This window comes from Acidobacteriota bacterium, from assembly GCA_028875575.1.
Lineage (GTDB): Bacteria > Acidobacteriota > Terriglobia > Versatilivoradales > Versatilivoraceae > Versatilivorator.
The window spans coordinates 37,383-63,028 of record JAPPDF010000028.1; the positions used below are offsets into that span (position 1 = coordinate 37,383).

The 25,646-nt window shown below is 62.9% G+C and carries 25 protein-coding genes and 1 tRNA gene; 6 read left to right on the forward strand and 20 right to left on the reverse strand.

Annotation, left to right across the window (positions count from 1 at the left end):
* Positions 1-60 precede the first annotated feature (60 nt).
* Together OXI69_03390 and OXI69_03395 are read right to left on the reverse strand one after the other, a co-directional pair.
* Complete coding sequence (locus tag OXI69_03390) at positions 61-1,395, reverse strand: DUF1552 domain-containing protein (GenBank protein MDE2665174.1); 1,335 nt, start codon at positions 1,393-1,395, stop codon at positions 61-63.
* Positions 1,392-5,639 (reverse strand): DUF1592 domain-containing protein, encoded by a 4,248-nt coding sequence (locus OXI69_03395; GenBank protein ID MDE2665175.1) that lies wholly within the window; start codon positions 5,637-5,639, stop codon positions 1,392-1,394. Before OXI69_03395 ends, OXI69_03390 begins: the two co-directional genes overlap by 4 nt.
* A 282-nt stretch (positions 5,640-5,921) precedes the next feature.
* On the opposite strand from OXI69_03395, the gene OXI69_03400 reads away from it, so the two are divergent.
* From OXI69_03400 to OXI69_03415, 4 genes are all read left to right on the forward strand, one after another.
* A complete protein-coding gene (locus OXI69_03400) occupies positions 5,922-6,722 on the forward strand; it encodes a hypothetical protein (GenBank protein ID MDE2665176.1) in 801 nt (266 codons plus the stop codon).
* A 141-nt stretch (positions 6,723-6,863) separates the two neighbouring features.
* On the forward strand, positions 6,864-7,406 hold the full coding sequence (locus OXI69_03405; protein ID MDE2665177.1) for a sigma-70 family RNA polymerase sigma factor: 543 nt from the start codon (positions 6,864-6,866) through the stop codon (positions 7,404-7,406).
* A complete protein-coding gene (locus OXI69_03410; GenBank protein ID MDE2665178.1) occupies positions 7,390-7,845 on the forward strand; it encodes a hypothetical protein in 456 nt (151 codons plus the stop codon). The genes OXI69_03405 and OXI69_03410 overlap by 17 nt, the downstream gene beginning before the upstream one ends.
* A complete protein-coding gene (locus OXI69_03415; protein MDE2665179.1) occupies positions 7,842-9,344 on the forward strand; it encodes an RDD family protein in 1,503 nt (500 codons plus the stop codon). Before OXI69_03410 ends, OXI69_03415 begins: the two co-directional genes overlap by 4 nt.
* 70 nt (positions 9,345-9,414) lie before the next feature.
* Here OXI69_03415 and OXI69_03420 read toward each other — a convergent pair whose 3' ends face one another.
* From OXI69_03420 to OXI69_03440, 5 genes are all read right to left on the reverse strand, one after another.
* Positions 9,415-9,912: a carbonic anhydrase gene (locus tag OXI69_03420; protein ID MDE2665180.1), complete on the reverse strand. Its 498-nt coding sequence runs from the start codon at positions 9,910-9,912 to the stop codon at positions 9,415-9,417.
* A gap of 282 nt (positions 9,913-10,194) precedes the next feature.
* On the reverse strand, positions 10,195-10,629 hold the full coding sequence (locus OXI69_03425) for a hypothetical protein (GenBank protein MDE2665181.1): 435 nt from the start codon (positions 10,627-10,629) through the stop codon (positions 10,195-10,197).
* Positions 10,626-10,853: an antitoxin gene (locus OXI69_03430; GenBank protein ID MDE2665182.1), complete on the reverse strand. Its 228-nt coding sequence runs from the start codon at positions 10,851-10,853 to the stop codon at positions 10,626-10,628. Before OXI69_03430 ends, OXI69_03425 begins: the two co-directional genes overlap by 4 nt.
* A gap of 168 nt (positions 10,854-11,021) precedes the next feature.
* Complete coding sequence (locus tag OXI69_03435; protein ID MDE2665183.1) at positions 11,022-11,264, reverse strand: hypothetical protein; 243 nt, start codon at positions 11,262-11,264, stop codon at positions 11,022-11,024.
* Positions 11,265-11,363: 99 nt separating this feature from the next.
* Positions 11,364-11,912, reverse strand: coding sequence for a gamma-glutamylcyclotransferase (locus tag OXI69_03440; GenBank protein ID MDE2665184.1), 549 nt, complete (start codon positions 11,910-11,912; stop codon positions 11,364-11,366).
* A 225-nt stretch (positions 11,913-12,137) separates the two neighbouring features.
* Between OXI69_03440 and OXI69_03445 the strand changes: the two genes are divergently transcribed.
* Positions 12,138-12,842, forward strand: coding sequence for a hypothetical protein (locus OXI69_03445; GenBank protein MDE2665185.1), 705 nt, complete (start codon positions 12,138-12,140; stop codon positions 12,840-12,842).
* A 79-nt stretch (positions 12,843-12,921) separates the two neighbouring features.
* On the opposite strand, the gene OXI69_03450 is transcribed toward OXI69_03445, so the two are convergent.
* The 6 genes from OXI69_03450 to katG all read right to left on the reverse strand — a co-directional run bounded on the left by OXI69_03450 (position 12,922) and on the right by katG (position 17,953).
* The gene (locus OXI69_03450; GenBank protein ID MDE2665186.1) at positions 12,922-14,112 is read right to left on the reverse strand and encodes an FAD-dependent monooxygenase; all 1,191 of its coding nucleotides are present in this window, start codon (positions 14,110-14,112) and stop codon (positions 12,922-12,924) included.
* A 163-nt stretch (positions 14,113-14,275) separates the two neighbouring features.
* The gene (locus OXI69_03455) at positions 14,276-14,458 is read right to left on the reverse strand and encodes a hypothetical protein (GenBank protein MDE2665187.1); all 183 of its coding nucleotides are present in this window, start codon (positions 14,456-14,458) and stop codon (positions 14,276-14,278) included.
* Between the two features lie 222 nt (positions 14,459-14,680).
* Positions 14,681-14,887: a hypothetical protein gene (locus OXI69_03460; protein MDE2665188.1), complete on the reverse strand. Its 207-nt coding sequence runs from the start codon at positions 14,885-14,887 to the stop codon at positions 14,681-14,683.
* 39 nt (positions 14,888-14,926) lie between these two features.
* Complete coding sequence (locus OXI69_03465; protein MDE2665189.1) at positions 14,927-15,253, reverse strand: type II toxin-antitoxin system RelE/ParE family toxin; 327 nt, start codon at positions 15,251-15,253, stop codon at positions 14,927-14,929.
* Positions 15,253-15,528, reverse strand: a complete 276-nt coding sequence (locus OXI69_03470; protein MDE2665190.1) for a type II toxin-antitoxin system Phd/YefM family antitoxin — start codon at positions 15,526-15,528, stop codon at positions 15,253-15,255. The genes OXI69_03465 and OXI69_03470 overlap by 1 nt, the downstream gene beginning before the upstream one ends.
* Before the next feature lie 292 nt (positions 15,529-15,820).
* Entirely contained in the window at positions 15,821-17,953 is a 2,133-nt protein-coding gene (gene katG, locus OXI69_03475; GenBank protein MDE2665191.1) for a catalase/peroxidase HPI, read from the reverse strand.
* Positions 17,954-18,210: 257 nt separating this feature from the next.
* Here katG and OXI69_03480 point away from each other — a divergent pair, with 257 nt between their 5' ends.
* The gene (locus tag OXI69_03480) at positions 18,211-19,776 is read left to right on the forward strand and encodes an amidohydrolase family protein (GenBank protein MDE2665192.1); all 1,566 of its coding nucleotides are present in this window, start codon (positions 18,211-18,213) and stop codon (positions 19,774-19,776) included.
* Between the two features lie 196 nt (positions 19,777-19,972).
* Here the strand turns inward: OXI69_03480 and OXI69_03485 are convergent.
* The 7 genes from OXI69_03485 to OXI69_03515 all read right to left on the reverse strand — a co-directional run bounded on the left by OXI69_03485 (position 19,973) and on the right by OXI69_03515 (position 25,644).
* Positions 19,973-20,048: transfer RNA gene (locus OXI69_03485), tRNA-Asn, on the reverse strand.
* 147 nt (positions 20,049-20,195) lie between these two features.
* A complete protein-coding gene (locus tag OXI69_03490) occupies positions 20,196-21,071 on the reverse strand; it encodes a type II secretion system protein (GenBank protein MDE2665193.1) in 876 nt (291 codons plus the stop codon).
* A gap of 26 nt (positions 21,072-21,097) precedes the next feature.
* A complete protein-coding gene (locus OXI69_03495) occupies positions 21,098-21,742 on the reverse strand; it encodes a hypothetical protein (GenBank protein MDE2665194.1) in 645 nt (214 codons plus the stop codon).
* Positions 21,735-22,313 (reverse strand): type 4a pilus biogenesis protein PilO, encoded by a 579-nt coding sequence (gene pilO, locus OXI69_03500; protein ID MDE2665195.1) that lies wholly within the window; start codon positions 22,311-22,313, stop codon positions 21,735-21,737. Before pilO ends, OXI69_03495 begins: the two co-directional genes overlap by 8 nt.
* Positions 22,314-22,943: a hypothetical protein gene (locus OXI69_03505; protein ID MDE2665196.1), complete on the reverse strand. Its 630-nt coding sequence runs from the start codon at positions 22,941-22,943 to the stop codon at positions 22,314-22,316.
* A gap of 1 nt (position 22,944) precedes the next feature.
* On the reverse strand, positions 22,945-23,964 hold the full coding sequence (gene pilM / locus OXI69_03510; protein MDE2665197.1) for a pilus assembly protein PilM: 1,020 nt from the start codon (positions 23,962-23,964) through the stop codon (positions 22,945-22,947).
* Between the two features lie 45 nt (positions 23,965-24,009).
* A complete protein-coding gene (locus OXI69_03515; GenBank protein ID MDE2665198.1) occupies positions 24,010-25,644 on the reverse strand; it encodes a GspE/PulE family protein in 1,635 nt (544 codons plus the stop codon).
* Between the last annotated feature and the right edge of the window lie 2 nt (positions 25,645-25,646).

The window sequence follows — 25,646 nt, forward strand, 5'->3', positions numbered from 1 at the left end:
CGACGGCTGTCATTGCAGACGATTTTCTTGGAGAGTCAATGGGAAGGAGGTGCAAGAAGCTCAGATATTCCTCAGGGGTTCGTCGGAATCCCCGAACCGTTCCAGCTTGACGCCGAACTTCGAGGCCAGGGACAGGTAGAGGCTGGACATTCGGCGGTTGGAGCCGTCGAGGTAGTCCAGCACGCGGCCGGTCTCGATACGGCCCCCGGCCCGTCCCAGGAGCACCACCGGTAACTGGGAGGCATCGTGGTTTCCGGTCAGCATGCTGGAGCAGAAGAGGATGGCTGAATTGTCCAGCAGCGTCCGCTCCCCCTCCCGGATCTCGTCCAATCGCCCGGCCAGGTAGGCCACCTGCTCGACGAAGTAGTGGTTCACCTTGAGCCAGTCGTCGGAATCCCCGTGGGAAAGCATGTGGTGGATGGTGTGATCGATTCCCAGGTGGGGGAAGCGAAGCTGGGAGAGATCGTTGTTGAGCTTGAGCGTGCAGAAACGGGTGCTGTCGGTCTGGAAGGCCAGCACCAGGATGTCGCACATCAGGCGCATGTGCTCGTGGATGTCCTGAGGCAATCCGTCGGAGGGGCGTGGCCGGTTCGGCTTCTCCAGTGTCGGTCTCCAGCCCTGCAGCATGCGGTCCTTCCCCGCCTGCTCGATTCGCCGTTCCACCTCGCGGACCGAGTTGAGGTACTCATCGAACTTGTACCGGTCCAGGGTGCTGATGCGCCGCCGGAGGTCCGTCGCCTCCTCCAGGACGGCATCCAGCACGCTGGCATCGCCGGCTTCGGCGCCACCATCCCGGAAGAGGCGGTCAAAGGCCAGGGCCGGGTAGATCTCCAGCGGTGTGGGCGTGGTGGGAGAGCTCCAGGAGATGTGGGAACTGTAGAGCATGGAGTAGTTCTTGTGGACGCTGGCGATCGACTTTTCGCATCCCAGAACCAGACTGGGCACCTTGGTCCCGGTCCCCAGGCGCTGGGCCAGCACCTGGTCGATGCTGGTGCCGGAACGAATCTTTCCGCCGGGCGCCAGCAGCGCTCCGGAGAGGAGATTGCCGGTCTGTGAGCTGTGGATGTTCCCCTTCAGGGCTTCGGCGTTGTAGAGTCCCCGCACGAAGTTCAACTTGTGCTGCCAGGGCGCCAGCGGCTCCAGCACCTTGCCGAACTTCATGGATCGCCCCTCGGTCCGGGCCCACCATTCCCCTTCATAGAAGCCGTTGCCGGCAAAAAGGCAGGCGAAACGGAGCGGCGCCTCCATGCCTGAGCGAGGCTGGGGGGAGACACCGGCCCAGGCCGGAATGGACTCGAGCCAGGGCAGCGCCAGGCTCACGCCCAGGCCGCGCAACAGGGTGCGCCGGGTGAAGCCGGCGCCCCGCCTCCGTTGAAGCGATTCAAGGGAATTCATGGTTGGTCGGGACTCCCCGCATCCCGTCCGCGCTGGTTTAGAAACTGCGGGCTCTGCACAATGGTAGCAACTGCCGCCGAGAAACGGAAGTCCGCTCTCTCCAGGGACTGCTGCACCTCGTCCAGGAGTCCTTCGTCCGACACCTCCACCGAGCGCCCCAGCGCATACCCCAGAAGCTTGCGGCAGAAATTCCGCAGAAACTCCTCTCTCCGCTGCTCCAGCAGATAGGTCCGCAGCCCGGCAAGATCCCGAAACTCGATGCCCGGCTGCAGTTCCACGCCGGAGTCCACGGGACGGCCGGCCAGGTCTCGGATGCGGCGGCGGCCGATGGCATCGAAACCCTCCAGGGCCAGCCCCAGCGGATCGATCCGGTCGTGGCAGGTGGCGCATCCGGGCAGGCTGCGATGCCTTTCCACCATTTGGCGCACCGTCAGGCCCTGGGTGTGCCTTTCGTCCTCGGGAAGCTCGGGTACGTTGGGGGGAGGCTTGGGCAGATGATTTCCCAACAGGGTCTCGAAGATCCAGTTTCCGCGCAGCACGGGGCTGGTCCTGGAAGCTCCCGACTGCTTGCTGAGCATGCTGCCCATCCCCAGCACACCCCCTCGCTGATACCGCTTGATCCCTTGCACCCGCCTCCATTCGCTCCCCGACACCTCGGGAATCCCATAGTGGTCGGCCAACTCCTGGTTGAGGTAGGTGTAGTCGGCATCCAGGATATCGATCACCGACCCGTCGCGGCGAAAGAGCTCCTCGAAGAACCGGACCGATTCCTCATACATATCGGCACGCCGGCCGGCAAAGGTCGGAAACAGGCGCTCGTTCTTGCCCAGGTTGTGGTCGAATTCCCGGAATCCCAGCCACTGGGCGGCGAACTCCACGGCCAGGGCGCGGGTGCGGGCATGCTTGAGCATCCTGCCGGCCTGCCCGACCAGCACCTCCGGATCCCGGAGAGAGCCGGTGTCGGCAAGTCGAGACAGCTCTCCGTCAGGCATGGAAGACCAGAGGAAGTAGCTGAGCCGGCTGGCCAGCTCCCAAGAGGACACCGGTTGCGGTTCCACCCCGGCTGCCGGCTGCTCGATGCGGTAGAGAAAGTTGGGAGACACCAGCACCCGACCCAACAGGCTGCGCAGGGCCGAATCATGCTCCTGCCCCTCGTCTCTCAGAGAGATGTAGAGATTCAGGGCACCCGCTTTCTCCCGGGCCTCCAGGGGCCGGCGATAGGCGCGCTCGGCAAAGCGTAGCAAGGCATCCAGGTGCCTGGACTGCGACGACCGCAGCTCTTCCCGAAACTGCTCCGCCCGCCGGCGAATCGGCGCCTCCCGGGATTCCCGGGTGAATTTCTTGTAGTGGGCTCCGAAGTTCCACCACTCCTCGAAGGAATCGGCGATGGTGAACGCGTCCCGGCTCACATAGCGCAGCTCGTGCCAGAGTCGATCGAGCTCTCTCTTCTGTCCCTCCTCCAGAATCAGCCGACTGAGCGCCCTGTCTTCCCGGTGGAACAGAGAAATGGTGATGCCCTCGTCCACCGGAACGATCTGCGTGTAGCACAGGGCCGGCGGGAACCACTTGCGGAAGGCGTCAAAGGCCTCCCGGAACCGTCCCTGGGTGGCGTCGTTCCCCACAATCACGGGAAACCTGGCCGGCTCCGGGTTGGCATTGGCTTCCGGGTGGGCGTCGTTGGCGCCTACCGGGGAAATGAGACCCTGCATCGATTGCGGAACCTCCAGGCCCGCGTGAACCTGGACGCTGCCAGCCCGGCCCCAACTGGAATCCAGGGCCGCCTCGGCTACGAAGTTGTAGGCCCGGGCAATCCTCGGGGGCACCTCCACCCGGATGCGGGCGGGTCCATGCACCAGGAAACTGCCCTCATCGAGTGGCTGACCGCCGGGGTGCCGGCCGAACTCGATCCCGTCCAGCCCGTTGGAGACGCCCGGCCCGGGGTCGGTCGACCGGTCGCTGCTCCAGGATTCGACCTCCCGTCCGGCAGCAGCCAGGTCCATGCCTCTCAGAAAGGGTCCATCCAGAGCCGTGATCCGGGAATAGAGAAGGGCGTCCGCATGGTCTCCGGCGGCCTGCGGTCCCGAGTCCAGCAGTGTCGCCACTTGCCCGGCAACCTCCGCCGGCCGATGACCTGGTGTGGGACTCGAGAGGGTGTCCAGCCAGCGGTAGAGTGCCGAACCCGGGGCAATGGCATGCAAGCGATCGCTCGGGGGCTCTTGCAGCGTGAAAAAGCGCCAGACGCCCGGGTTTCCAAAAGCGTCGCCGTGCGGGTTGCCCTCCAGCACCGAGTCGATGACGTTGTCCGCCAGATCCCACACGCGGGCGGCCTCGGCTTCTTCCCGAACGGTCAGGTCGACCCGGGTCAGATCGCAGCGGGCGTTGTGCTTCAGGGATCCCACCAGCAGCGAGATCTCATTCCCGCGGCGCAGCCGGAACTTCTGGTCCGGGCGTATGGCGCGGTTGTCGTTTTTCAGGCTCCCCGAGGCCAGGATGCGCTCCAGCCCCGACTGGCGAAGCTTCAGGATCCATTCGATGCCGTTGCCGCAGCCCAAGTGGGAATCCTCCACCCGCGCTTCCACTCCCACCGTCAGTTCCTCCGGGGAACGCCAGCCCATCCCGACCCACCGCTGCCGGGTGGGATGCACCACCACCGACTTGGGAGGAACCGTGCCCGGGATCTGCCAGCTTTGATCCCCCGAGTTCGCCACCAGGTAGGCAGTGTCCTGGTAGGGAGCCGGCGCCCCTCCCGACAAGGGTGTGCGCCAGCCGTTGAGCTCGGCCGTTTTCTGAAGGCTATGCATCGCTTGGGACAGAGGCTTCTCGAGACCCGCTTTCGGCGGCCCGATTCCCAGAAAGCCGGTCCAACGCCGCAGCAGTTCCGGGTTCAATCCGTCGCCGGCTGCCAGCGCCTCCAGGTCCGGCGGGGCGCCCGGCCCCACCAGCCGCGCCGCTGCCGCAAGATAGCGCCGGCTGTCGGCGAAGGTTCTTTTCAGGGTCGTGTCCAGAGTCCGGCTCACCAATGGCAGGTCCCGCAGCAGGATCGGAGGCAGGTCGCTGGGCCGGGGCTTGTCGCCGTGCACCGGGATGGGTTTGCCCTCGAAGCGGGGACGCTTCCACACCAGGTAGTCTCCGTCGGCCCCGTCTCCGGCGTCGCCGGTCCACAGGTAGAGCGCCGTCGCTCCATTCTGCTCAGGGGTCTCCAGGGAAACGGAGAAACTCTGCTCTCCGACCAGGGGCGTCACCGGCTCCAGCCAATGGTTCAGATGGCCCACGCTGTTGAACCTCCACAGGGGCTCGTACCAGCGTTCGATCTCCACCACCAGCTTCGCGGAGTCCTTTGGGGAGAGCGAGCGCCAGAGCGAGCGCACGTTCTCCAACAGAAAGGTGTCCCCCCCGACCTCCCCGTTGAGGACTCTCCATAGATTTCTCAGGTATTTCCCCGACAGTCCCCGGCTGCCGGCGATCTGATCCAGATCCGCGCCAACCTCACGCAACTCCAGGGTTGCCCGGACGTACTCTTCGAGGGGAACCTGTCCGTAGTCGATCGCAAGTGGGACATCCCCGTACATCCACTCCCGGCGACGCACTTCGGTGTAGCGGCCATAGAAGGAGCGGATTCGCCCCAGGATCTCGTCGGTCCAGTCACGACGGGTGCTGTGCCTGGAAAACCGAAATCCGTCGGGAAGCAGCACCGCGTGCCGGACGATCCCCTTGGAGGCATCCAGGTACTTTCCCAGCAGGGCGGGCGACATCACCAGGGCCTCGCCGGTGTTGGTAAACCCCTCCCCGGCGGCTCCGTCGATGGGAAACTCTCGGGCCGGATCCAGATCTACCCCCAGAAGGTCCCGCAAGGTGTATTGATACTGGGCGTTGCTCAGGCGGCGCAGCACCACCCGGCCGGGATCTCCCGCTCTGGATCGGGCTTCGGCCTCCAGCAGGTCCCGAGCCCATTCGAGAATCCTCGGGCGCTCGGCGGCGCTCGGCTGAAGAGATGCCTCGGGGGGCATCTGGCCGGATTCGACCATGTCGATGACCCGGGTCCAGACCTGCAGGTCCCGGCGCGCCTCCGCTCCATCGGAGAAACGCTCCAGGTCCAGTTCACCGATTTTTTGGGCGGTCGAGTGGCAGCTCAGGCAATACCGTTGGATCAGCGGCCGGATGTCCCGGGAAAACTCCTCCTCAGCCCCTGCCGGAGCCCAAGCGACCAGCAGCAGAGCGACTGCCGGAATGCCGTTCCGCAACATGGGAGAACCTCATTGGAGGGAAGAGACTGTTTGCCGACTTGGGGTGATTTTAGGAAAAGTCCTTGCCAAAGGCCAGTATCCGATGGGGAGCAAACGGTACGGGTGGTGCGCCGGGGCATAACCTTTGCCCCATCCGGCGGCGTACCCGTGATAGCCTCCATGAACTGATACCCGATCAGGCTGATGCAGCACCTGTCAGCGCCGAAACTGCAAAACGCGGGTTTTCAGGTCCAATTGGAATGGCAGAGGGACACTCTTGTTGTAGCCGCTCAGGGAGGGGATGTGCCACTGGTAACTCAGTTTGATCGACCCATGGACCGGCGCGCGCGCATCAACGGGAAACCATCTCTTGCAGCAACTGTCTCACGGCTCCTCCCGTTCCTGCTACTGCTGGCAGCCGGCCGAGAAGTCTCCTGCGCCCCGCGCCCCCCCCAGCAGTTTCAGCACTTTACCGCACCCAGGCCGCTGCAGCCGGGCCACACCCTGGTTCTGGGCTTCATGGGCGGCCGAGACTCCTGGCGCAACACCGAGGTGGGGGTGGGCCGGACGGCTCAATGGCTCCGCCGCAAGGCACTTCCCGGAGTACACGTGGAGACCGTCGAAAACCTCAAGCGCGACCTGGCCCTTCGACTGGTGCGGGCCTGCCTGGACAGCAACGGCGACGGACGCCTCCAGCCGGAGGAACGTGGCGGGGCCCGCATCGTTCTCTACGGACAGAGCTTCGGAGGTGCCGCCGTGGTAAAGTTCGCCCGCCAGTTGGACCGGCTGGACATCCCGGTTCTGTTGACCATCCAGGTTGACAGCGTGGGGCGCGGCGACGGCCTGATCCCTCCCAACGTCCGCGCCGCCGCCAACCTCTACCAGGACAACGGGCGCTTCATCCGCGGGGAGGCGCCCATCCGGGCGGCCGACTCCAGCCGCACCCGGATTCTCGGAAATTTCCGCTTCGACTACTCCAACCTGGACATCGACCTGTCCCACCTCCCCTGGTACAAAACGATCGCCCGAAGGGCTCACGCCAAGATGGACCGCGACCCCGAGGTCTGGCTGAAGGTGGAAGAGCTGCTTCTCGACGCCTTGTAACCGGCCCGGCCCGCAGGTGTTCCGCAAGCGATCGGGGAGTGGGGCAATCCGGCGGGAAACCCGAAAATAACCGTCCATCCTTGAAACTTTCTCCCCGCTTGTGGGTTTTTGAGAAGATGATTGGGCGAGCCTTTGAGGGCGATGACCGGAACCACCGCATTTGAAGCGTTCGTTCGCAAGTACCAGGACATGGTATTCGGAACCGCGGTCCGGTTGCTGGGAGACGAAAGCGAGGCCGAGGACGTGTCCCAGACCGTGTTCCTGAAGGCTTTTGAGCGGTTCGACCGTCTGAGCGAGAATCCTTCCGCCGGAGGATGGCTCAGAACCGTGACCACCAACCTCTGTCTGAACCACCTGTCCCGCTTCCGGGCCCGCTGGCGCCTGTTCAGTCAGAGGCGACCCGGCGAGCCCGATACGGAACCGGCCTATGAAGAACGCCTGGTGGCGCGGGAGGCACAGGATGCGGACCTGGAGCGGTCCCAGGAGCATGCCCGGCTGGAGAGGGCCGTGCGCCGCCTGCCGCGGCATCAGCGGGTGCCCCTGGTGTTGTTTCATTTCGAGGAGAGAAGCTACGCTGAAATCGCCCAAGTGCTGGGAGTCTCGCTGGGCAAGATCAAGACCGACATACACCGGGGCCGGGAGACCCTCAGGAAATTGATGGTGGCGGATGATGAAACCCTCTGATCTGGAATCCCTCATTCAGCGAAAGCTGGCGGAACTGCCGGCTCCGAAAGCCCCCGGGACGTTGCTGCCTCGAATCATGGCCGAGGTGCGCCAAACCCGGCGGAGCCCCCGGCGCGAACCGGTCCGGACCGGTGGGATCTGGCAGCGGCCGGCGGTCCGGCTGGTTGCATGGACCGCCCTGATTCTGTTGGGCGGACTGTTGGTGGACTGGACCTCGGGCGGCAGGGTTGGAAGTGCCTGGGGCGTTTTCGTCGCGACAGCCGAGGATGCGGCCATCAACGGCGCGGCGATGGCGCGCGAGGCCCAGATCCTATGGCGGGTGTTTCTGGAACCCGTTGCCGCTTACCTGATCCTTTGGGTCAGTGGCATGTGGGTGTTTTTGGCACTGCTCTTGGAGGCACTCAAGAGCGTTCTTTGGGAAGGGAGCGTCAGACAATGAAGACACATTGGAAACCCTTGGCGGTATTGGCAGTCACACTGGGGTTGGTCGCCACCGGCGGAGCGGTTCAAGAGACCACGGCGCCATCGACACCCGATCCTCCCGTTGAGGTTGATGTGGACATCGATCTGGACATCGACGTCGACGGAGAAGTCGTTCAAATCGGACGAAGCTACACCCTCCCTGCCGGCAAGCGGGTCGAGAGCGCAGTCGTTATCGCGGGCACCGCTCGGATTGAGGGCGAAATAGAGCAAGATCTGGTGGTGGTTGCCGGAGCCGCGACCCTTGCCGGCACCGCCCGGGTCGGCGGGGACGTTGTCGTGGTAGGCGGAACAGGCGACCTCCAACCTGGAGCCGAGGTTGGCGGAGACCTGGTGGCCGTGGGCAGTGGCTTGAAGGTGCCTGAGGGGTTCTCCCCGGGGGGAGATCAGGTCTCGGTCGGTGCCTTTGAGTTAGGAGACCAGTTCGCGAATGCCGCTCCCTGGCTCACTCGAGGAATGCTCTGGGGCCGGCCGATAGTACCCGATCTCCCCTGGATGTGGGCTTTCGTGGCCGTTTTCGCGCTCTTGTTCCTGCTCATCAACCTGGTGTTTGACGGGCCGGTGCGCGCCTGTACCGACACACTCGGCCGGAAGCCCTTGACCACGGGTCTGGCGGGATTTCTGACGCTTCTCCTGATCTCGCCGGTGTCGTTCATACTGACGGTGTCGGTGGTCGGACTGGCGTTGGTGCCCTTCCTGTGGCTCGCTTTTATGATTGTCGGCCTCATCGGCAACGTGGCCGCCGCTCGCTGGATCGGAAGTCGGGTTCTGCCCGAGGAGTCGCCGCACAACCGTCTGCAGGCTGCCCGGTCGCTGGGGATCGGCCTGGCGGCCATCATCCTGGTTGGCATGGTTCCGGTCGCCGGCCTCACCGCCTGGGCCCTGGTGAGCCTTCTGGGACTGGGAGCGGCCGCCACCGCGCTGGTTGCCGGCTTGAGGCGGGAGAATCCCCCCTCCCCCGCTCCCACACCACCGCCGATTGCCGAGCCGGGAAGCGACGCCTCCACCGGCGGTGCTGCCGAGCCCTCCAGCAGTGACACGGCGCCGGCGGCTTCCCCGCCCCAGGGCGAGCACCTTGCATCCTTTCCGCGGGCCACTTTTCTTCGCCGGCTGGGAGCCCTGCTGCTCGACCTCTTCCTGGTGACGGCAATCACGCTGGCATTCTTCGAGATACATCCGGGCAGGTCCTTTGTCCTGCTGCTGGTCTATCGGGTGGCTCTCTGGAGCTGGAAAGCAACCACCGTGGGCGGCATCATCTGTGGTCTGCGGGTGGTTCGGACGGACGGGAAGCCCCTCGCCTTTACCGATGCGCTGGTAAGGGGGCTGGCCAGCATCCTGTCGGCGGTGGCCGCGGGACTGGGTTGGCTCTGGATCCTCTGGGACCCCGAGCGACAGGCCTGGCACGACAAGATCGCCAGAACCGTCGTGGTGCGGGTCCCGGCCGGCTGGCCGCTTTAGCCGGCCGGTTCTCGACCGACGGTTCAATGGCAAGTCTGGAGTATCTCGGATTCAGGGGAGGAGGCGTGGCTCAGTCGGGTGCCACCTCGTTCAGCCGTCCGGTGGAACAGTCGTAGACGAAGCCGCGCACCTGGTCCTTGTTGGGAATGAAGGGGTTGGCGTGAATGCGTGAGATGGACTGGCGGACATCCTGCTCCAGGTTGCCGAAGGCCTCCAGGGAGAAGGACGGTCGCAGGCCGGTGTCGGCCTCGATGGCATCCTTGACGTCGTCGTCCCGGAAAGTCAGCATGCCGCAATCGGTATGGTGAATCAGCACGATGGCCGTAGTGCCCAGCAGGCGCTGGGAAATCACCAGGGAGCGGATGGCATCATCGCTGACCACACCGCCCGCATTGCGAATGATGTGCGCGTCCCCTTCACTGATGCCGAGGATCTTGTGCACATCCAGGCGCGCATCCATGCAGGCCACCACCGCCAGGCCGCACGCCGGAGGCAGCGGCAGGTCGCCCTTGTCAAAGCCGTCGGCGTAGCGGGAATTGTTCTCCAGAAGTTGATCGATCACTGACATTTGGTGTTCCTCTTTCCTAACGGGACCTCGAAGCAGGCGAGTCCGATTCTAGCACGAACCGACAGCGCCCCCGAAGCCCCGCCCAGCGATGTCGGGCGCAGTTCCCGGGTTCCAGCGATTGACCCGTGTCAGCTTGTCGTCGCGCCCCCGCCGGCGTGCCCGCTACCATGTCTGCAAAGATCCACGGAGCCACGCCGAATTGTAGCCAACGGCGGTCTGCTGGCAGAGCCAACCGTGGTATCAACCCGATCTCATGAATTTCCAATGGAGGAGGATGCGGATTCACACGGGAATTACGCGCAAGAAGGCGCGTTGGTTTCCTGCAACCAACCCTTCCAAACCGGCGTCCAGAGTGGCCAATTGCCCCTCTCGTTGCATGGCGGCAGCCAGCAATAGGGCATCGGATATCTGCCGATATCCCTGAAGGCGCACCCCAATGGACTCCGGCAAGTGCACGATGGACCTGTCCAGCGGCCAGAACATATGGACACCCAATTGTGTGAGTTTCTCCAACACCGCGATGGCATCAAGGGGGGTAACGGTGTGTCTGACAACCGAGGGGTTGCAGGAGACTCGGACAAATCCCGATTCTGTCAAAGGACAGGTTGCCCAGCCCTCATTCCGATGCATGTCGAACCACGCCCAGGCCGCGGCGTGGTGCACGTGGTTCGGCCAAGCCAGCGCGATCAGGACGTTGACGTCCGGGAGGGAAATCACGGCCAGTCGCTCAAGGACCGGTAGACGTCCTCGCTGGTGATGGCGTCGGCGCCGGGCTCAACGGCAAAAACCGCACCTTGCCCCTGTTCCTTGGCAGCGTGAGTACTCCTGAAACCGCGCCGCGCCAACTCCGACAAGGCCCGGCCGAGGCTGGTCCCGTTACGCTCCGCCAGCGCTCGCGCAACCGCCAGTACGTCGCTGTCGATAGTCACGGTAGTCCGCATGACAGCATCATAGCATCAATGCATCGAAATCTCAAAGGACGCAGTTGAATCGTGAGCCACAATAGTTAGAGGCGTCATTTGCCGCTGTGCACCCGGACGGCTTCTTCGACTGCGGTCGCGAGATGATTGAAAATCCAAACATACCTGCGGGAGGCCACGACGTTGGTGTCAACGAGGACCGGGACGGTCGTACAGTTCCTTCCGCGTCGGCCGGCGATCACTCGGCCAATCGATCTTGCGCGGCTTCATCGCCAGGTACCGCTGCATAGAGGCCTCGTATCGATCTTCCTGTCGCCGCATCCGTTCCAGCAACTCGGCCAGCCATCGGGACACGCTAAGATCGTCCTTGGCCGCCTTGATGCGAAGCCAATGGGCCAAATCCTCGGGCAAGGTGACGGTGACTTTCTTCATCAGGACCTCCGTTCCATTGGCACAAGGATCATGCAATGCGAAATTCGTGTCGCTTACAACCAGAACTGCATCCTGTCGCGACGGCGAGCTTGCGGGATGCTACTCCGGCCAGCGGCCGGAGGTGATCCGGCGGCGGCTGGTGCCGAGATCCTCGACCGCGTAGACCCAGGCAGGCTGGCGGGCGCCCTCCACCGTGGCGGGGACGAGCACGCGCCGATAGAGTGAGCGGCCACCGGGGTGGAACCCCTCCAGGCGGTCGATGGGGTGAAGGCGGGTCCGGGGGTCGTCAAAGGTGAACAGTTCCCCGCAGACGATGTCCCAGATCTCCCCCGTGGCGCCTTCCGGGAGCCGCTGGAGCCCGGCCTGCACCCGATGGGAAAGTCGCGTCTGCGTGGCTGCGTCAGCCAGTGGATCTGTGGTTCCCTGGGCCAGGATGTCTGCTTCGGGCACCTTCAGAATGGGATATCCGGGGCCCTCGTATAGACGCCCGCGAACGGTGGCCTCCCGGAACTCCACAAACCCCCGGCAGAACGCCTGGTGGTTTCGGAATCCGCGTTTGAGCGTGCCGTAGACGAAGAGTGCCAGCACGGGTATCGGGTGCTCCGAAGGAGACCTGCAGCGTGCTGCTTTCCGGTCTCTCGTCCTCATGAACGGCCCTTCCTTTAGGTGCTCCACCGTTGCCCGGTCTGCGGCACGAAGCTGAACGGCTGGATCCAGTTACCTGTCACGATCCGTTACGGGAAATCCGACAGGCCCTCAGCAAAGACGAATCGGGTGGGGCTACGCTCGCATCGTGAGGTTGGTCTTCCCGCCTAAGACCCTTGGGTCGGAGGCCAATCTCTCTATGGTAGTATGACCGGGAGGAATCGGGACATGAACTCCGGATCGATTTTGTCGCGGCGAACGCTCGCGTTGGGTGAAAGCGTGCGCCCCATCGCCTCCAAGTTCCGGGCGCGCATGGAGAGCAGGCCCAACCGATCAGAGCAGGTTACCGACATTCTCAGCTACGTGCGGAGCCATATGGAACTGATTCAGGCCGACATCGATCGGTTCGTCGATGAGGTCAACCGACTTGGCGAGTTGCTTGAAGTTGCCGATACTTCGGAAAACGCCGTGCAGCGGGGCGCCGCCCGAATGGAGACTTGTCTTGAACGCCTCCTGGATGACTATGATGAAGTTCGACGGGCAATTCCCGGCATTGTGGATACCGAGGGGTGCCAACTGCTCGAGCAGGTCTATCGCGAGGCGCTGCTCCAGATTCAGGGCTGGCTTGACGATCTTCTCGAGTGCCTGCACGATCCGATGGGCGCTCTCGAAAAGCGCGGCCTCACCATTGAGGAAGGCAGACGTGTGCCGATCACGTTGGACCTGGAGCTTGGACCCCCACCGTCACTGACAGACCTGGACCGATGGATAGAACAGCGGGCGGATTCGCTGTTCGCTACGGAGGAAGCAAAATTGACTGATGCGTCGGCCCGCATGTCCCGAAGAGCGACCGGCTGTTTGGGACTGTTGGCCACCTTCGGGTTGGGCTGGTGGCTCGGCGGCAAAAGTGAGGATTACGAGGATGACCATTGAGGCTGGATCGCCGGCCGACAGGCTCCCGAAAACTCCATATCCCTTTTTATCTTCAAGCACTTGTCAGGCATGTTCAGGGTCAGCCACGAACCAGCGCCGTCGCCAACCGCATCATCTCCAGCTTGGGAAAAGAGGCCGCTGACACTGCACCCATATTGGCCGACAGCAGCCAGCGGAACAACTCCGGCTGCCGGCCGAGACCCTTGATCGCCCGCTCGGCCAACGTTGGCTTCCGGCTGAGGAATAGAACCAGGCGGGTGATCAGTTGGTGTTGGCGAACCATTCCCGAGATGCGCCGCGAGTAGCCTTGCAATTCCCTGGCCGATGGCACGGCATCGTTGGAGAGCATCCAGGGTCCGATGGAGTCGTAGAGCGCCTGGACCTGTGCCAGCGCCAGGCTGATGCCCTCCCCCGTAATTGCGTCGAGGTATCCGGAGGCATCGCCCACCAATCCGACCCCGTCGGAAACCGGCGAGCGCGCCACCTGGTGCATCGGCCCGATTGCCCGGGCGCCGCTGGATGGCTCCGCCCCCTGGAGTGATGCCCTCAACCGGGGGAAACGGGATAGCATCGACTCCATCAAGCGTTGTCCGCCGCCTGACTTCTTGTCTTCCGCCGCCCACAGCACGGCCACGCCCACTTCCTCCCGCCCGCACGGCGTCACGTAAGCCTCGGCATCCCCCGCCCAATGCACCTCGACGTATTCCGACCAGGGTTCGCAACGAAAATGCTGCTGGACGGCAAACCGTCGCCTCTGCGTCGACACGCCCTGAAGTCCCGCCCAGCGCCGGACCTCGGATCGGAAGCCGTCCGCGCCTACGATCATTCGGGCCGTGGTCTTCCGCCCGTCCAGCCAGGCTTCGGTGCCGTTGGGTCCGCGCAATCCCAGGGTCACAGGCGTTCGGGACTGCACCTCCAAAGCGTCGATTTTTCGGGCTCGTTTGTAGAACGCGCGCGACAGCTCGGTGCGGCGAATGCCTTGTCCCGGGCCCTCGACAAACCGCGCGGACGCTCCCGGCCCGGAAGTTGGCAGATAGTGGATTCCGGCAAAAGCCCGCATGTGGGCCCGATCCAGATAGGCCGAAACGCCCAGGCGCTCCAGGTACTTGAGGCCCGTCGGCATCACCCCCTCCCCGCAGGGCTTGTCGACCGGCAGCGAGGCGCGCTCGCAGACCAGGGTTCGCAAGCCCGCCCGGCCGAAGGAAATTCCCGCAGCCATGCCTGCCGGGCCGCCGCCGACTACAAGCACATCGATTTCGTCTGCGCTCATGTCCCGACTCTCCTGCTGCCCATTGGCCGATGCTGTCCGCCCAAACGACATTGAGAGAATTGCCCGCTGCACGCTTCGGTTGCGAGCACGGGCTGAAAACAAATTTCCGGCACCGTGATCGTCCCGCGGCGAGAATTGTGGGCTTGCCCGAGCCGGAAGCGCCTCACTCTTTGCGGAAGCGCCCATGCAGCAGCATCACCGTAAGCAAGAGCGCGATGGCGAGTTCCAAAAGTTGGAGGCCCTGGCCTGTTGCCAAACTGTGGATGACGACAGCGAGGCAGGCCACCAGACCCACGATAGCGATGCAGGTCACGACTTTCGAAAAAAGTGGACTGACTTTCGACATGGTCTGAAGCACTCCGATTGGAGGATGGGTAAACGGGATGGGACAGATTTTACAACAGACAAAACGGCCATGGGACGATGCCCTCACCATGGAATTGCTGGAGTGGACGCTCGACGAGTTGGTCTGCCGCCTGCAACGCTCTTCAGAACCACCCAGCGGTCCATGCGGAAGCAGAAAGGCAGTGCCTGATCCAGGACGGACCGGGACACCTGCCCATGCGCCTCAGGCGCCGGAGTCGCCTCGGCTCTTGTGCAACCGGTACTGCAGGGCCGCTCCGACCACCGCCAGCACGATTCCGGCGGGAAGAAGCCCGGACGGCGTTGCTTCGCCCTGGATCGCACCATAGATGAGGATGGCGAAGCAGGCGCCCGCGCCCGCGCCGGCCAGGAAGGTAGCGACTTTGGTCAGGACCAGACTTGATTTGGACATGGTTGGGGAAACCTCCGGTTGAAGGGTCGTGAAAGAGGCCTATGTCTGCAAGAGGCGTCGTTGCAGCAGCGTCTGCATGTCACGCCGCCCATCTGCGATGACTAGTACGTAAACCGTATCCCCGACCACCCGGTAGATGATGCGGTAGGGCTTGAAGAAGACCTCCCGGTACTCTCTAATTCCAATGTCGAGCAATTCCCTTGGATGGCTCCCACGATGAGGATGCTCGGATAGGCCCTGGAACGCCCTTTCGATCCGTTGCAGGACGTAGTCCCGTCGCGCCCGAGAATCGTGTCTGTCGATATAGTCGCAAATCTCTTCCAGGTCGCGGGCCGCGTCATCGGCCAACTGAACGTGAAAGGACATCAGCGATCCCGTTTCCGCTCCCGGAGCCGCGCGATCACGTCCGCTGCGGGTTGCACCTGGCCAGCCTCAATCTGCCGGTTGCCCAGCGCGAGAATCTTGAGCAGCGCCATCGTCTCCTGTGTCGTCTCGAAGCTGTCGATATCCTGAAGCACTACCTTGGCTTCGCCATTCTGAGTGATCACCAGCGGTTCCCCCCGGTCGCCGAGCGTGCGTACGATCTCCGAGGCGTGGGCCTTGAGGTAACTGATGGGCTTGATCTGGGTGGACAGCTTCATGGGCACCTCCTTTCCAGTCCAAATTTAGTCCATAAACTGGTCCGCAGTCAACAGCCGGCTTCTGCGGTCGGTAGCGGCCCTGGACAGACCGAAGGCGAAATTACAGCCTCCGTGGCTGCAACCGTCGCGGTCGCGGGCAGGGTGCGGCATAGAAATCGCGAACCGGAAAATTGGGAATCAGGTCGGATGGGGCGCGACTCCCCGGAAATGCGCCAGATAGGACAAGACCCCGAAGGAATCGCCCTTCGGGGTCTCGCCTTAGCTGTCGAGCCTCCTGGATTGAAGGCTGAAATCAGGCCAGGTCGAAGCGATCGAGATTCATCACCTTGTTCCAGGCGGCCACGAAGTCGCGCACGAAGTCCTGCCGGGTGTCGTCGCATCCGTAGACTTCCGCGATGGCCCGGAGTTCGGAGTTGGAGCCGAAGACCAGGTCGACCCTGGTGCCGGTCCACTTGAGATCGCCGGTCTGTCGATCGCGTCCCTCGAACAGGTCCTGAGATGCGGAGGACGCCTGCCACTCGGTGTGCATGTCGAGCAGATTTACAAAGAAGTCGTTGGTCAACGTCCCCGGCCGATCGGTGAAAACGCCGTGCTCAGACTGCCCGGTGTTGGCATTCAAGACACGCATGCCGCCAACCAGCGCCGTCATCTCGGGAGCCGTGAGCGTCAGCATGCATGCCCGCTCCACCAGCTGGTCCTCCGCTCTACCGTCCTGCCCTGCCTGGAGGTAGTTGCGGAAACCGTCCGCGGTGGGTTCGAGCACGGCAAACGACTCCTCGTCGGTCCACTCCTGCGACGCGTCCGTGCGCCCCGGTGCAAAGGGAACCTGCACGTCGTGACCGGCGTTCCGGGCAGCCTGCTCGACGCCTGCGCAACCGGCCAATACGATCAGGTCAGCGAGAGATACCCTCTTTCCGCCGCTCTGCGAGCTGTTGAAACCTGTCTGAATCTGCTCCAGCGTCTGCAGCACTTCGTTGAGCTCGGCCGGGTTGTTTGCTTCCCAGTCCTTCTGCGGAGCGAGGCGGATGCGCGCTCCGTTGGCGCCGCCGCGTTTGTCGGTGCCGCGGTAGGATGCCGCCGAGGCCCAGGCAGTCGAGACCAGTTGGGAAACGGACAATCCCGAGGCGAGCACCTTGGCCTTGAGGTCAACGATATCCTGGTCCCCGATCAACTCGTGATCGACGTCGGGAACGGGATCCTGCCACAACTGCGGCTCTGCAGGAACCAGGGGCCCGACATACCGACTGCGGGGTCCCATATCCCGGTGGAGCAGTTTGAACCATGCCTTGGCAAAGGCATCTTCGAGGTCCCCGGGGTTTTCGAGGAAGCGCTTGGAAATCGGTGCGTAAGCCGGGTCCTCCTTCAGTGAAAGGTCGGTGGTGAGCATCATGGGGGCGTGCTTCTTCGACGGATCGTGCGCGTCAGGCACCGTTGCTACTTCAGCGGCATTCCTGGGAGCATATTGACATTTGCCAGCGGGGCTCTTCGTCAGCTTCCAATCGTGGGCGTGCAGGTTCTCCATGAAGTTGTTGTCCCACTTCACCGGGTTATTGGTCCAGGCGCCTTCCAGGCCGCTGGTGAAGGTATCGCCGCCCTTGCCGCTGCCGAAGCGGTTCTTCCAGCCGAAACCTTGCTCTTCCATGCCAGCCCCCTCCGGTTCGGGACCCACATTGTCCTCAGCGACAGCACCGTGTGCTTTGCCGAACGTGTGGCCGCCGGCGATAAGCGCAACCGTCTCCTCGTCATTCATGGCCATGCGTTTGAACGTCTGGCGAATGTACCGTGCTGCAGCGACCGGGTCCGGGTTGCCGTTCGGCCCCTCCGGATTCACGTAAATCAGGCCCATGTGGTCGGCACCAAGGGGTCCCTGGAGGTCACCGTCAGCGTCGTGGCGTTGATCGTCGAGCCAGGTCGTCTCGGACCCCCAGTCCGTCTCGTCAGCCTCCCAGACGTCCGGACGCCCGAAGCCGAAACCGAAGGTCTTGAATCCCATCGACTCCAGGGCGCAGTTGCCGGCGAAGATGAGCAGATCGGCCCACGAGATTTTGCGGCCGTACTTCTGCTTGATCGGCCAGAGCAAGCGGCGCGCCTTGTCCAGGCTCGCGTTGTCGGGCCAGCTATTGAGGGGCGCAAAGCGCTGGTAGCCGGAACCTCCACCGCCCCGCCCGTCGCTGATGCGGTAGGTGCCTGCGGCGTGCCACGTCATGCGGATAAAGAGCGGCCCATAGTGGCCGTAGTCGGCCGGCCACCAGTCTTGCGAGGTTGTCATCACCTGGTCGATGTCCTTCTTCAGCCCATCGACGTCAAGGGTCTTGACAGCCTCGGCGTAGTCGAAATCCTTGCCCATCGGATCGGACAGGGAGGAGTTTTGGCGGAGTATCTTCAGATTCAACTGATCCGGCCACCAATATTGGTTGGAAGTCATTTCGTCTCTCCTTTCGGAAGCCCAATATTACATTGATAATGGCACCGTCGCCAACCTGGGCAAGCCCGGTGATTCCAGTTTTTCAACAACGCCCCTGATTCCTACCCATGCGACAATGAGTCGCGGCAGCCGGCTCGCTCGCCGGCGCCGTAATTGTTGCGCTGCTCATTTTCCGTCGTTACAGTGAATGTGTTGTCGGGAGTTCAACAAGAGAGAATCGGTCAGCTTGTAATCTGCCGCATTGGGTCATTGGTCGCATGATTGTTGATGCCTTCGCTGTCGCCGGCGGCTATCCGGCCCGCCCTGTCAAAATCGGACATGCCGATCTCGGTGCCGCCATGGCGAAAAACGGGGTCGATCGCGCCCTGACCATGAGCATGCGCGCCATTCAGGTCGATGCCGTGGCCGGCAACGACCACCTGATGTCGCTGGCTTCGGTCGATGCGCGGATTCTGCCAGTGGCGGTGGTCGATCCGCGCGCCGTAACCCGACTGGATCTAACCATCGAGCGTGCGGTCGCCGGCAACGCCGCAGCCTTCGCTTTTCACATGACCGCGATACCGTGTCCGGTCGGCTCGCTGCTATTCTCTCGCGGCCTCGAGCGCGCCAACAGCTCCGGCAAACCACTGATCTTCGTCTGTAACGAGCGGGGGCAACTCACGCAGATCGCCGAAAAGACCGCCAGTTTGGGATGCCCCCGGGTTCTTCTGGCCGGCGTCAGCTACCACCACCTCGGCGAGCTCCTGATGCTCCTCGAGGAGTTCGACCACCTGTACGTGGAAACCAGCTGGCAGGTGAGCCCGGGCGCTGTCGAGTTGCTGGCGGCGGCCGGCCCCACCCGCCTGTTGTACGGTTCGATGGCGCCGCTGCGACCGATGCGCCCCGCCCTGAACATGGCGGTTGACGCGGACATCGCACCCCAGCAGAAGGCCGACATACTCGGCCGCAACACCCTCCGGTTTCTCGACCTGGAGATCGACGCCGAGGAGCCGCCCGCGCCACTCCCGGAGCTGGCCGGCCTGCCCTCGCTGCCCGCCATCGATCTGCACTGCCACATCGGCACGATGCCGGAACAGCCTTCCACCTGTTTTGGCGCCGACCAGATGCAGCGCGAATACGAGCGCTTCAACATCGAGTACGGCGTCGTCTCCGCCACCTCGGCCTACAAGGACGATCTCGATGCCGGCAATGCGGAGATGTTGGCCGCAGTGGAGAGCCATTCCCGCCTGCGCGGCAGCGTAGTCGCCAACCCCCACCACTGGGACGACTCGATGCGCTGGCTCGATCTCGCCGCAGAGCATCCCGACATCTTCCACGTCACGGTGAACCCCGGCTCCACTTACGAGCCTTTCCACTCGCCGCTGTGGCTGAAGCTCTTCGCCGAGATCGCCCGCCGCCGGCTCCCCGTATTCTACAACACGCCCTCGCAGGACACCTTCAGGCGGTCGCCCGAGGCGACGACCAAAGGCCACATCCTGAAGGTGCGAGCCGCGCCGGCTGACGAGTTGGCCATGTTCCGACAACTGGACCGCGAGATGCCGGAGCTGCCGATCGTGATCGGCCACGGATTCGGCCTCGACGGTCTGGAGCTGGCTGCCGGCAGCCGCAACATCCACCTGGAGCTGTGCACCACCTATCCGGAGCAGAATGTCTACCGTTCAGCTCTGGATGCAGTGGGCGCCGAGCGCGTCGTCTTCGGCACCGATCTCGACCTTATCTCGCCGGCCTTCGTGCTGGGCAGTCTGTGGGAAGCCGCGTTGTCGGCCGCGGAGGAACGTCTCGTGCTCAGGGACAACGCCCTGCGCCTGCTGGGCCAGAGCTGACGGCACGCAGGGGCTGAGACGGTTACTTTGGCTCGCCCACACCCGGCTGGTCGAGGTAACCGATCTCCTCGAACCTGGCGACATGTACCGCGTGGCTCAAACTCTTGGAAAAACGCCAGCTACGACAACGTCCCGACGGTCGCTTCCGTCTGGGCGTTGTGTTAACCAACGGGGCCGGTTGGGTTCGTCGAAAAAGTGGCTCCTCAGGTAGGACTCGAACCTACAACCCTCCGGTTAACAGCCGGATGCTCTGCCAATTGAGCTACTGAGGAGTGATCGGCAGGAGCCAAAGGGCGACATTATAGATCATTGGAAGGAGTTGTCAACGCGGGTTTCCGGGCGTGCCCCGGACGCCTCCAGGCACTACGATCCACCGATGGCCGTGCGGTCTCCTGACGCTCGTCCCTTCCTGTCAAAGTCTACCTCCGGGGTGTGGATGGAAAGGGTAGGCCGGGGCGATTGCCGGGGTTGACACCCGGCCGATTGCCCGGGTTGGGGCGGTTGCCGGGATTGACGCCGGGAGGCCGTCTGGATTGGCCGGGGCGACCGAACAGGGGGTTCTGCCCCTCGGGTCTGTCTCGACCCTGCCTCCCCTGACCCGGCTGGTCCGACTGACCGGGTCTGCCGCCGCCGGGCCCTCCCCGCTGGGCCCGGGCGGCCAGAGCGGCGAAGTCGGTGAAGAACTCCCACTCGTTGTGCTTGTTGCGGCCGTTGTAGGTCTTGAGGGATTCCTCCTCGCTGGTGCTGGCGACGCCGGCGATGCCTCCGATCGTCGGCGAATTCACGGATTGGGTCTTGAGGGTCTGCCCATACGCCGTCTGCCCGGCGGTTGCGGTTGTCTGCGAGCCCGATTCCCGGGACTGGCCGCCCCCTCCCGATCCGTATGGGTTCCGGTCCCCTCCGGTGCCAGTCTCGGCTGTACCCGGCAGGACCGTCAAGAGGGGCCGGTTGTTGGGACCCACCTTGATGATACGCCAATCCTCATTGGTCACGGGATCGGTCCAGGGCTGGCGGAGAAACCGCTTGTTGTTGGTGTTCAGCAGGGCTTCGACGGTACTGGGATAGGCCACCTGAGGCGTCCCCAGGGTCCGGCTCCAGTGGGCATACCAGAGAATCAGGGCCCTCTGGTACTGCTCCCCCCGGAAAATCAACTCTTCTTCCCGTTCCCGCTTGACGGCCGTCTGCCAGTTGAGCGCCGCCTCCGAAAGAGCCACCAGCAACACGCTGGCCATCACCATCACCAGGGCCAGGGTGTAGCCGGCCTCGCCGCCGTTCCTGCGCCGTTTGCAGACCATGATCAAGATCCCGTTCGTCGACCGGACTATTCCGGGGGCAGCTCCAGATTGAGCCGTTTCCTGGTGCGGGAGGCGACCTCTTCGACTTCAGCCATGGTATCGGTAATGCGATGGATTCTAAAGCGGTTGGCGACCACCTCTCCCTCCCAGGCCAGGTAGAGGTCGTCTCCGTCAGCAAGGAAGGCCTGGCGCTTCTTCCCCAGGGGGTCCTTTCTGAAGCCGTAATACTTCAGGGGAATGTCCACGGCCTTCCGGCCGGGCGAGGAGGCCCCACCGGGGACGAACGGCCGCTTACCTGCACCTGTGCGACTCCCAGATCTTGGGGGTTGGCGGGACGTCCCCCCATTGGGGTCCGTGGATGGAGGCGGCGTGTAGAAGGCGAACATGTTTCGCGCCAGGGAGGGCTCGATCTTTTCCATCCGACCCAACTCTTCGAAATCGATGCTGGAGTTGATCTGGGCCGCCGGAATTTCCCTCCCCCGCCTGCCGTCTCCCGGCTGGCCGGTCGTGAGGACAAAGGACTCCAGGCCCCGCCAGGCTGCCGGAGCCCCTCCCGAGCTCGAAAGAGAGGACGAGGAGCTCTGACCCCAGCTCCAATAGAGCACCAGCAACAGCACCACTACCAGGGCGCCCAGCAGCTTCAGTTGTTTCTTCTGCTTGGGGTCACTCATGACCGGCCCCGATGAGAGTGGACAACTGCAGGTCCATGCGAATGCTGCCCGATCCCTCTCGCGTATCCTCCAGGTTCAGCGAATCGACGATGATGAACTTGGAGTGGTTCTCCAGAGCGTTCAGGAGCCTGCGGATATTGCCGTAGCTCCCCTCGATCGGCAACACCACGCTGAGCTTCCGGGTGCCGAATCGAGTGTCGCGGTCGTACTGAAACACTCCTCGGGTCTTGACCAGTCCGGCGTTGCGACAGGCCGTTTCCAACTCCCTGAGCAGCTCCGAGTTCCCCTGCTCCCTGGAGAAGAGGTTCTGTTGCTTGAATTCCTGGAACCGCGACTGGCTTTCGCGCATCCGGGTCTCGATTTCATGGAGCTTGTCGCGGACGCTCCGCCGCTGCCTGAGCTGAAACTGCACCTCTTGGGCCCTGGCCGTGACAATCTGGTCGGCCAGGATCACCGGACGCACCAGCAGGAAGTAGACTGGCAGGTTCAGCAGGCATAGTCCCAGCAACGTCAACAGGACCAGCCGCTGTTTCCCGGGATCGGGTCTGCGAATTCTGAAGGCAGCCGGCATCTACGGAACGCTCCCTGGAGTGTGGTCGAACGTCGCCCCCCCTGCGTCGGCCCGCTCCCGCGGCGGTTGGACTCGATACTTCACTTCCAGCTGGTAATGCTTGCCGACAAAATTGGGACTCTTCGATAAGTCTTCGCTCATCAGGTTGACCTGGTAAAAGTCGGAGTCCGCCTCCAGCCGCGAGATGAACGCAATGTAGTCGGCGCCGGAGCGGGCGTTGCAGAAGATCTCCACCACGATTTCGCTCTCAACGATCCTGGGCGCGATGGCCACGATCTGAACCTGGTGGGGGACCAGGTTCTCCAATTGGTTGAGGAATCGAGTCCAGGAGAAGGTCCTCTGGGCGATCAGAGGATTGAGGTAATCCACCAGATTCAGAAAGTCTTCGGTTTCCGGTCGTTGCAGCCGGGCCCAGATTTCCTGCTGCTCCTGTTCCAGTCCCCGGGCTTCCGCAGTCTGATCGGCCAGTTCCCGGTTCAGTCGCAGGCTCTGCGAACGATGAGCCAGATAGAGCAGGAGGTTGGCGGCCGAGAGGCCGACCAGCAGCAGACCCAGCAGCAGCGTTGCCGCATAGAATTTGCGGTTGTTGAAAAAGGGCTTGGAGGCAAGATTGAGGGGGACTCTCAGCATCTCAGAATTTTCCCAGGGCCAGTCCCAGTGCAGGGGCAAGGATGTGGTGGACCAGGTTGGACGGCACGGTCTGCTTCCACTGAACCATTCTGGAGGCATCGAAGTTCGAGACCGAAGCCCCAGTGCGCTCCGTCAGAGACGATAGCTCCGCCTCGGTAAAGTCCCGCGGGAACGAGAGGTGAATCGTGTCCACCCCCGCGGCCCGCAACTTGTCCTGATAGTACATCAGGCAGGGATGGATCTCTTCGTAGGGGTCCGCCGACCAATTCACCATCAGATCCATGGGACTCTCGAAGTTGTAATCGGTGTGGCGATAGAAGACCACGGCCTCTTGCTGAACGATCAGCGAGGAGATGTTGGAGGAACGAACTCTCATGAACAGGACTGATTTCCGAATCTCATCCGGGTGTTGACGGGACAGGAGCTCATAGGCGGCAAAGGTGGACAGCGTGACGAATCCCACGTGAATTCCCAGAGATTCAAAAATTTGTTCGAGCTGCGCCAGGACTTCCCTATGGATGTTGGCCGTGATGACATAGGTCTTGCCGGCTTCAGTCTTTTGCTCCACAAAGCTCAGGCGAGAATCGTCGATATCGTAGGGAATCGTCTTCTTGAGCTTCCACTTGAGAAGCTCCGTCTTCTCCTCCCGTTTCGAGGGCAGCGTTTCAAAGGAATGGATGGCGACCCGGGCGCAGGCATCGGGAATAGCCAGGGAAATCCTGTTGGTAACGGCTCCGGCCTTGATCAAGGTCGTCTTGATGATCTTCCCAAGCTTCTCCGCGGATCTCACAATGGGTTCGGTCAAGGATGGCTCGACCAACCCCTGAGGGATGTTCTCGACCGCAAACCCGTCAACCCGGCGGGAACGACGCTGATCCAGCCGCACCACCGAGAAATGCTGGCGAGAGATCTCACAGGCGATTCCGGGCAAGCGCGGCTGAAAGTACTGGCGCAGGGGAGACTGAAGCCGCCTCCGACCGGATTCTCTTCCCGATGAGCGGCCTATACGAGACAATTCCATCACTGTTTCCAGGACCTCTGATGTCTGCCGGACTTCCGAACCGATTCAGCCCTCGATAAAGGTGACCTTGTTGATCTCCCTCAAACTGGTTTCCCCGGAAAAGGCCTTTTGCAAGGCGCAATCCCGAAGCGAAGTCATTCCGTCTTCCAGAGCCGCCTTCTTGATCTCCGAGGCCGGCCTGCGCTCCAGGATCATCTCCCGGATGCGGTCCGAAAGATCCAGCAATTCGTGAATGGCCGTTCGACCCCGATAGCCGGTCCCTCCACATTCCAGGCACCCGGCTCCCTCGTGGAGGACCTGCTGTCCGGCGTCGACCTCCGATAGCCCCGATTCGGCCAGCAGGGCCGCGTCCGCCCGGAAGGGCCGCTTGCAGTGTTCGCAAATCACTCGGACCAGGCGCTGCGCCAGGATGCAGTTCAAGGCGGAGACGAAGTTGTAGGGCTCCACCCCCATGTTCATGAATCGACCCAACACGTCCACCACGTTGTTGGCATGCACCGTGGTGAAGACCAGATGGCCGGTGAGAGCCGACTGGATGGCGATCTGGGCCGTCTCCGAATCCCGGATCTCGCCCACCATGATCTTGTCCGGATCGTGCCGCAGAATGGAGCGCAGTCCGCGGGCAAAGGTCAGCCCCTTCTTCTCGTTCACCGGAATCTGCGTGATCCCCTTGAGCTGGTATTCGACGGGATCCTCGATGGTAATGATCTTGTCTTCTTCGGACTTGATCTCGGAGACGGCGGCATACAGGGTGGTCGTCTTGCCGCTGCCGGTGGGACCGGTGACCAGCACCATCCCGTAGGGCTCGCGGATGTAGCGGCGAAATTTTTGCAGGTCGGACCGGTTGAATCCGACCACATCCAGGTTGAGCTGGCTGAACTTCTCGCTCATCGACTCCTTGTCCAGCACCCGCAGCACCGCATCCTCGCCATGAATGGATGGCATGATGGAGACGCGAAAGTCGATGCGGCGACCCTTGTAACGGACCCGGAAGCGACCGTCCTGGGGGATCCGCCGTTCGGCGATATCGAGTTCGGACATGACCTTGATCCGGGAGATGATGGTGGAGTGATGCTCCTTGGCAATGGGCGCCATGGCCTGCTGGAGAACGCCGTCGATCCGGTACTTGATGTTGACGTCGTTGTCTTCGGTATGGATGTGGATGTCGCTGGCCCGGCGCTCCAGGGCGTTGAAGATGGTGGAGTCCACCAACCGGATAATGGGACTCTCCGCCTCATCGGTCAGTTTCTCAATGGAGATCTCTTCGCCGGTTTCGTCCTCCTTGATCAGAGTCAGGCCCTCGGTGGCTTCCTCCAGCACCCGCTGGGAAGACTCGCTCTTCTTGAGTATGTCTCCGATCTGGGAGGTCCGGGCCACCCTCACCACCAATCGCTTCCCCAACAGCGTGCCCAGCTCATCCTGCAACATCAACTCGCTCGGGTCGGAAATGGCCACCATCAGGGCGCCATTGACCATCTTGAGCGGGACGAAGTTGTAGCGGAACATCCACTCCGCCGGGATGTCGCGGAAGAGTTCCGGATCCATGGGGAAGTTCGCCAGATCCACGAACTCACAGCGGTACCGCTGGGCCAGGAGACGAGCCTGCTGCTCTTCTTGCCCGGCGCCCAGGTCCCGGTCCACCGCTGCCGGGTCCTGCAGAGGTTGATTCTGGGAATTCATGC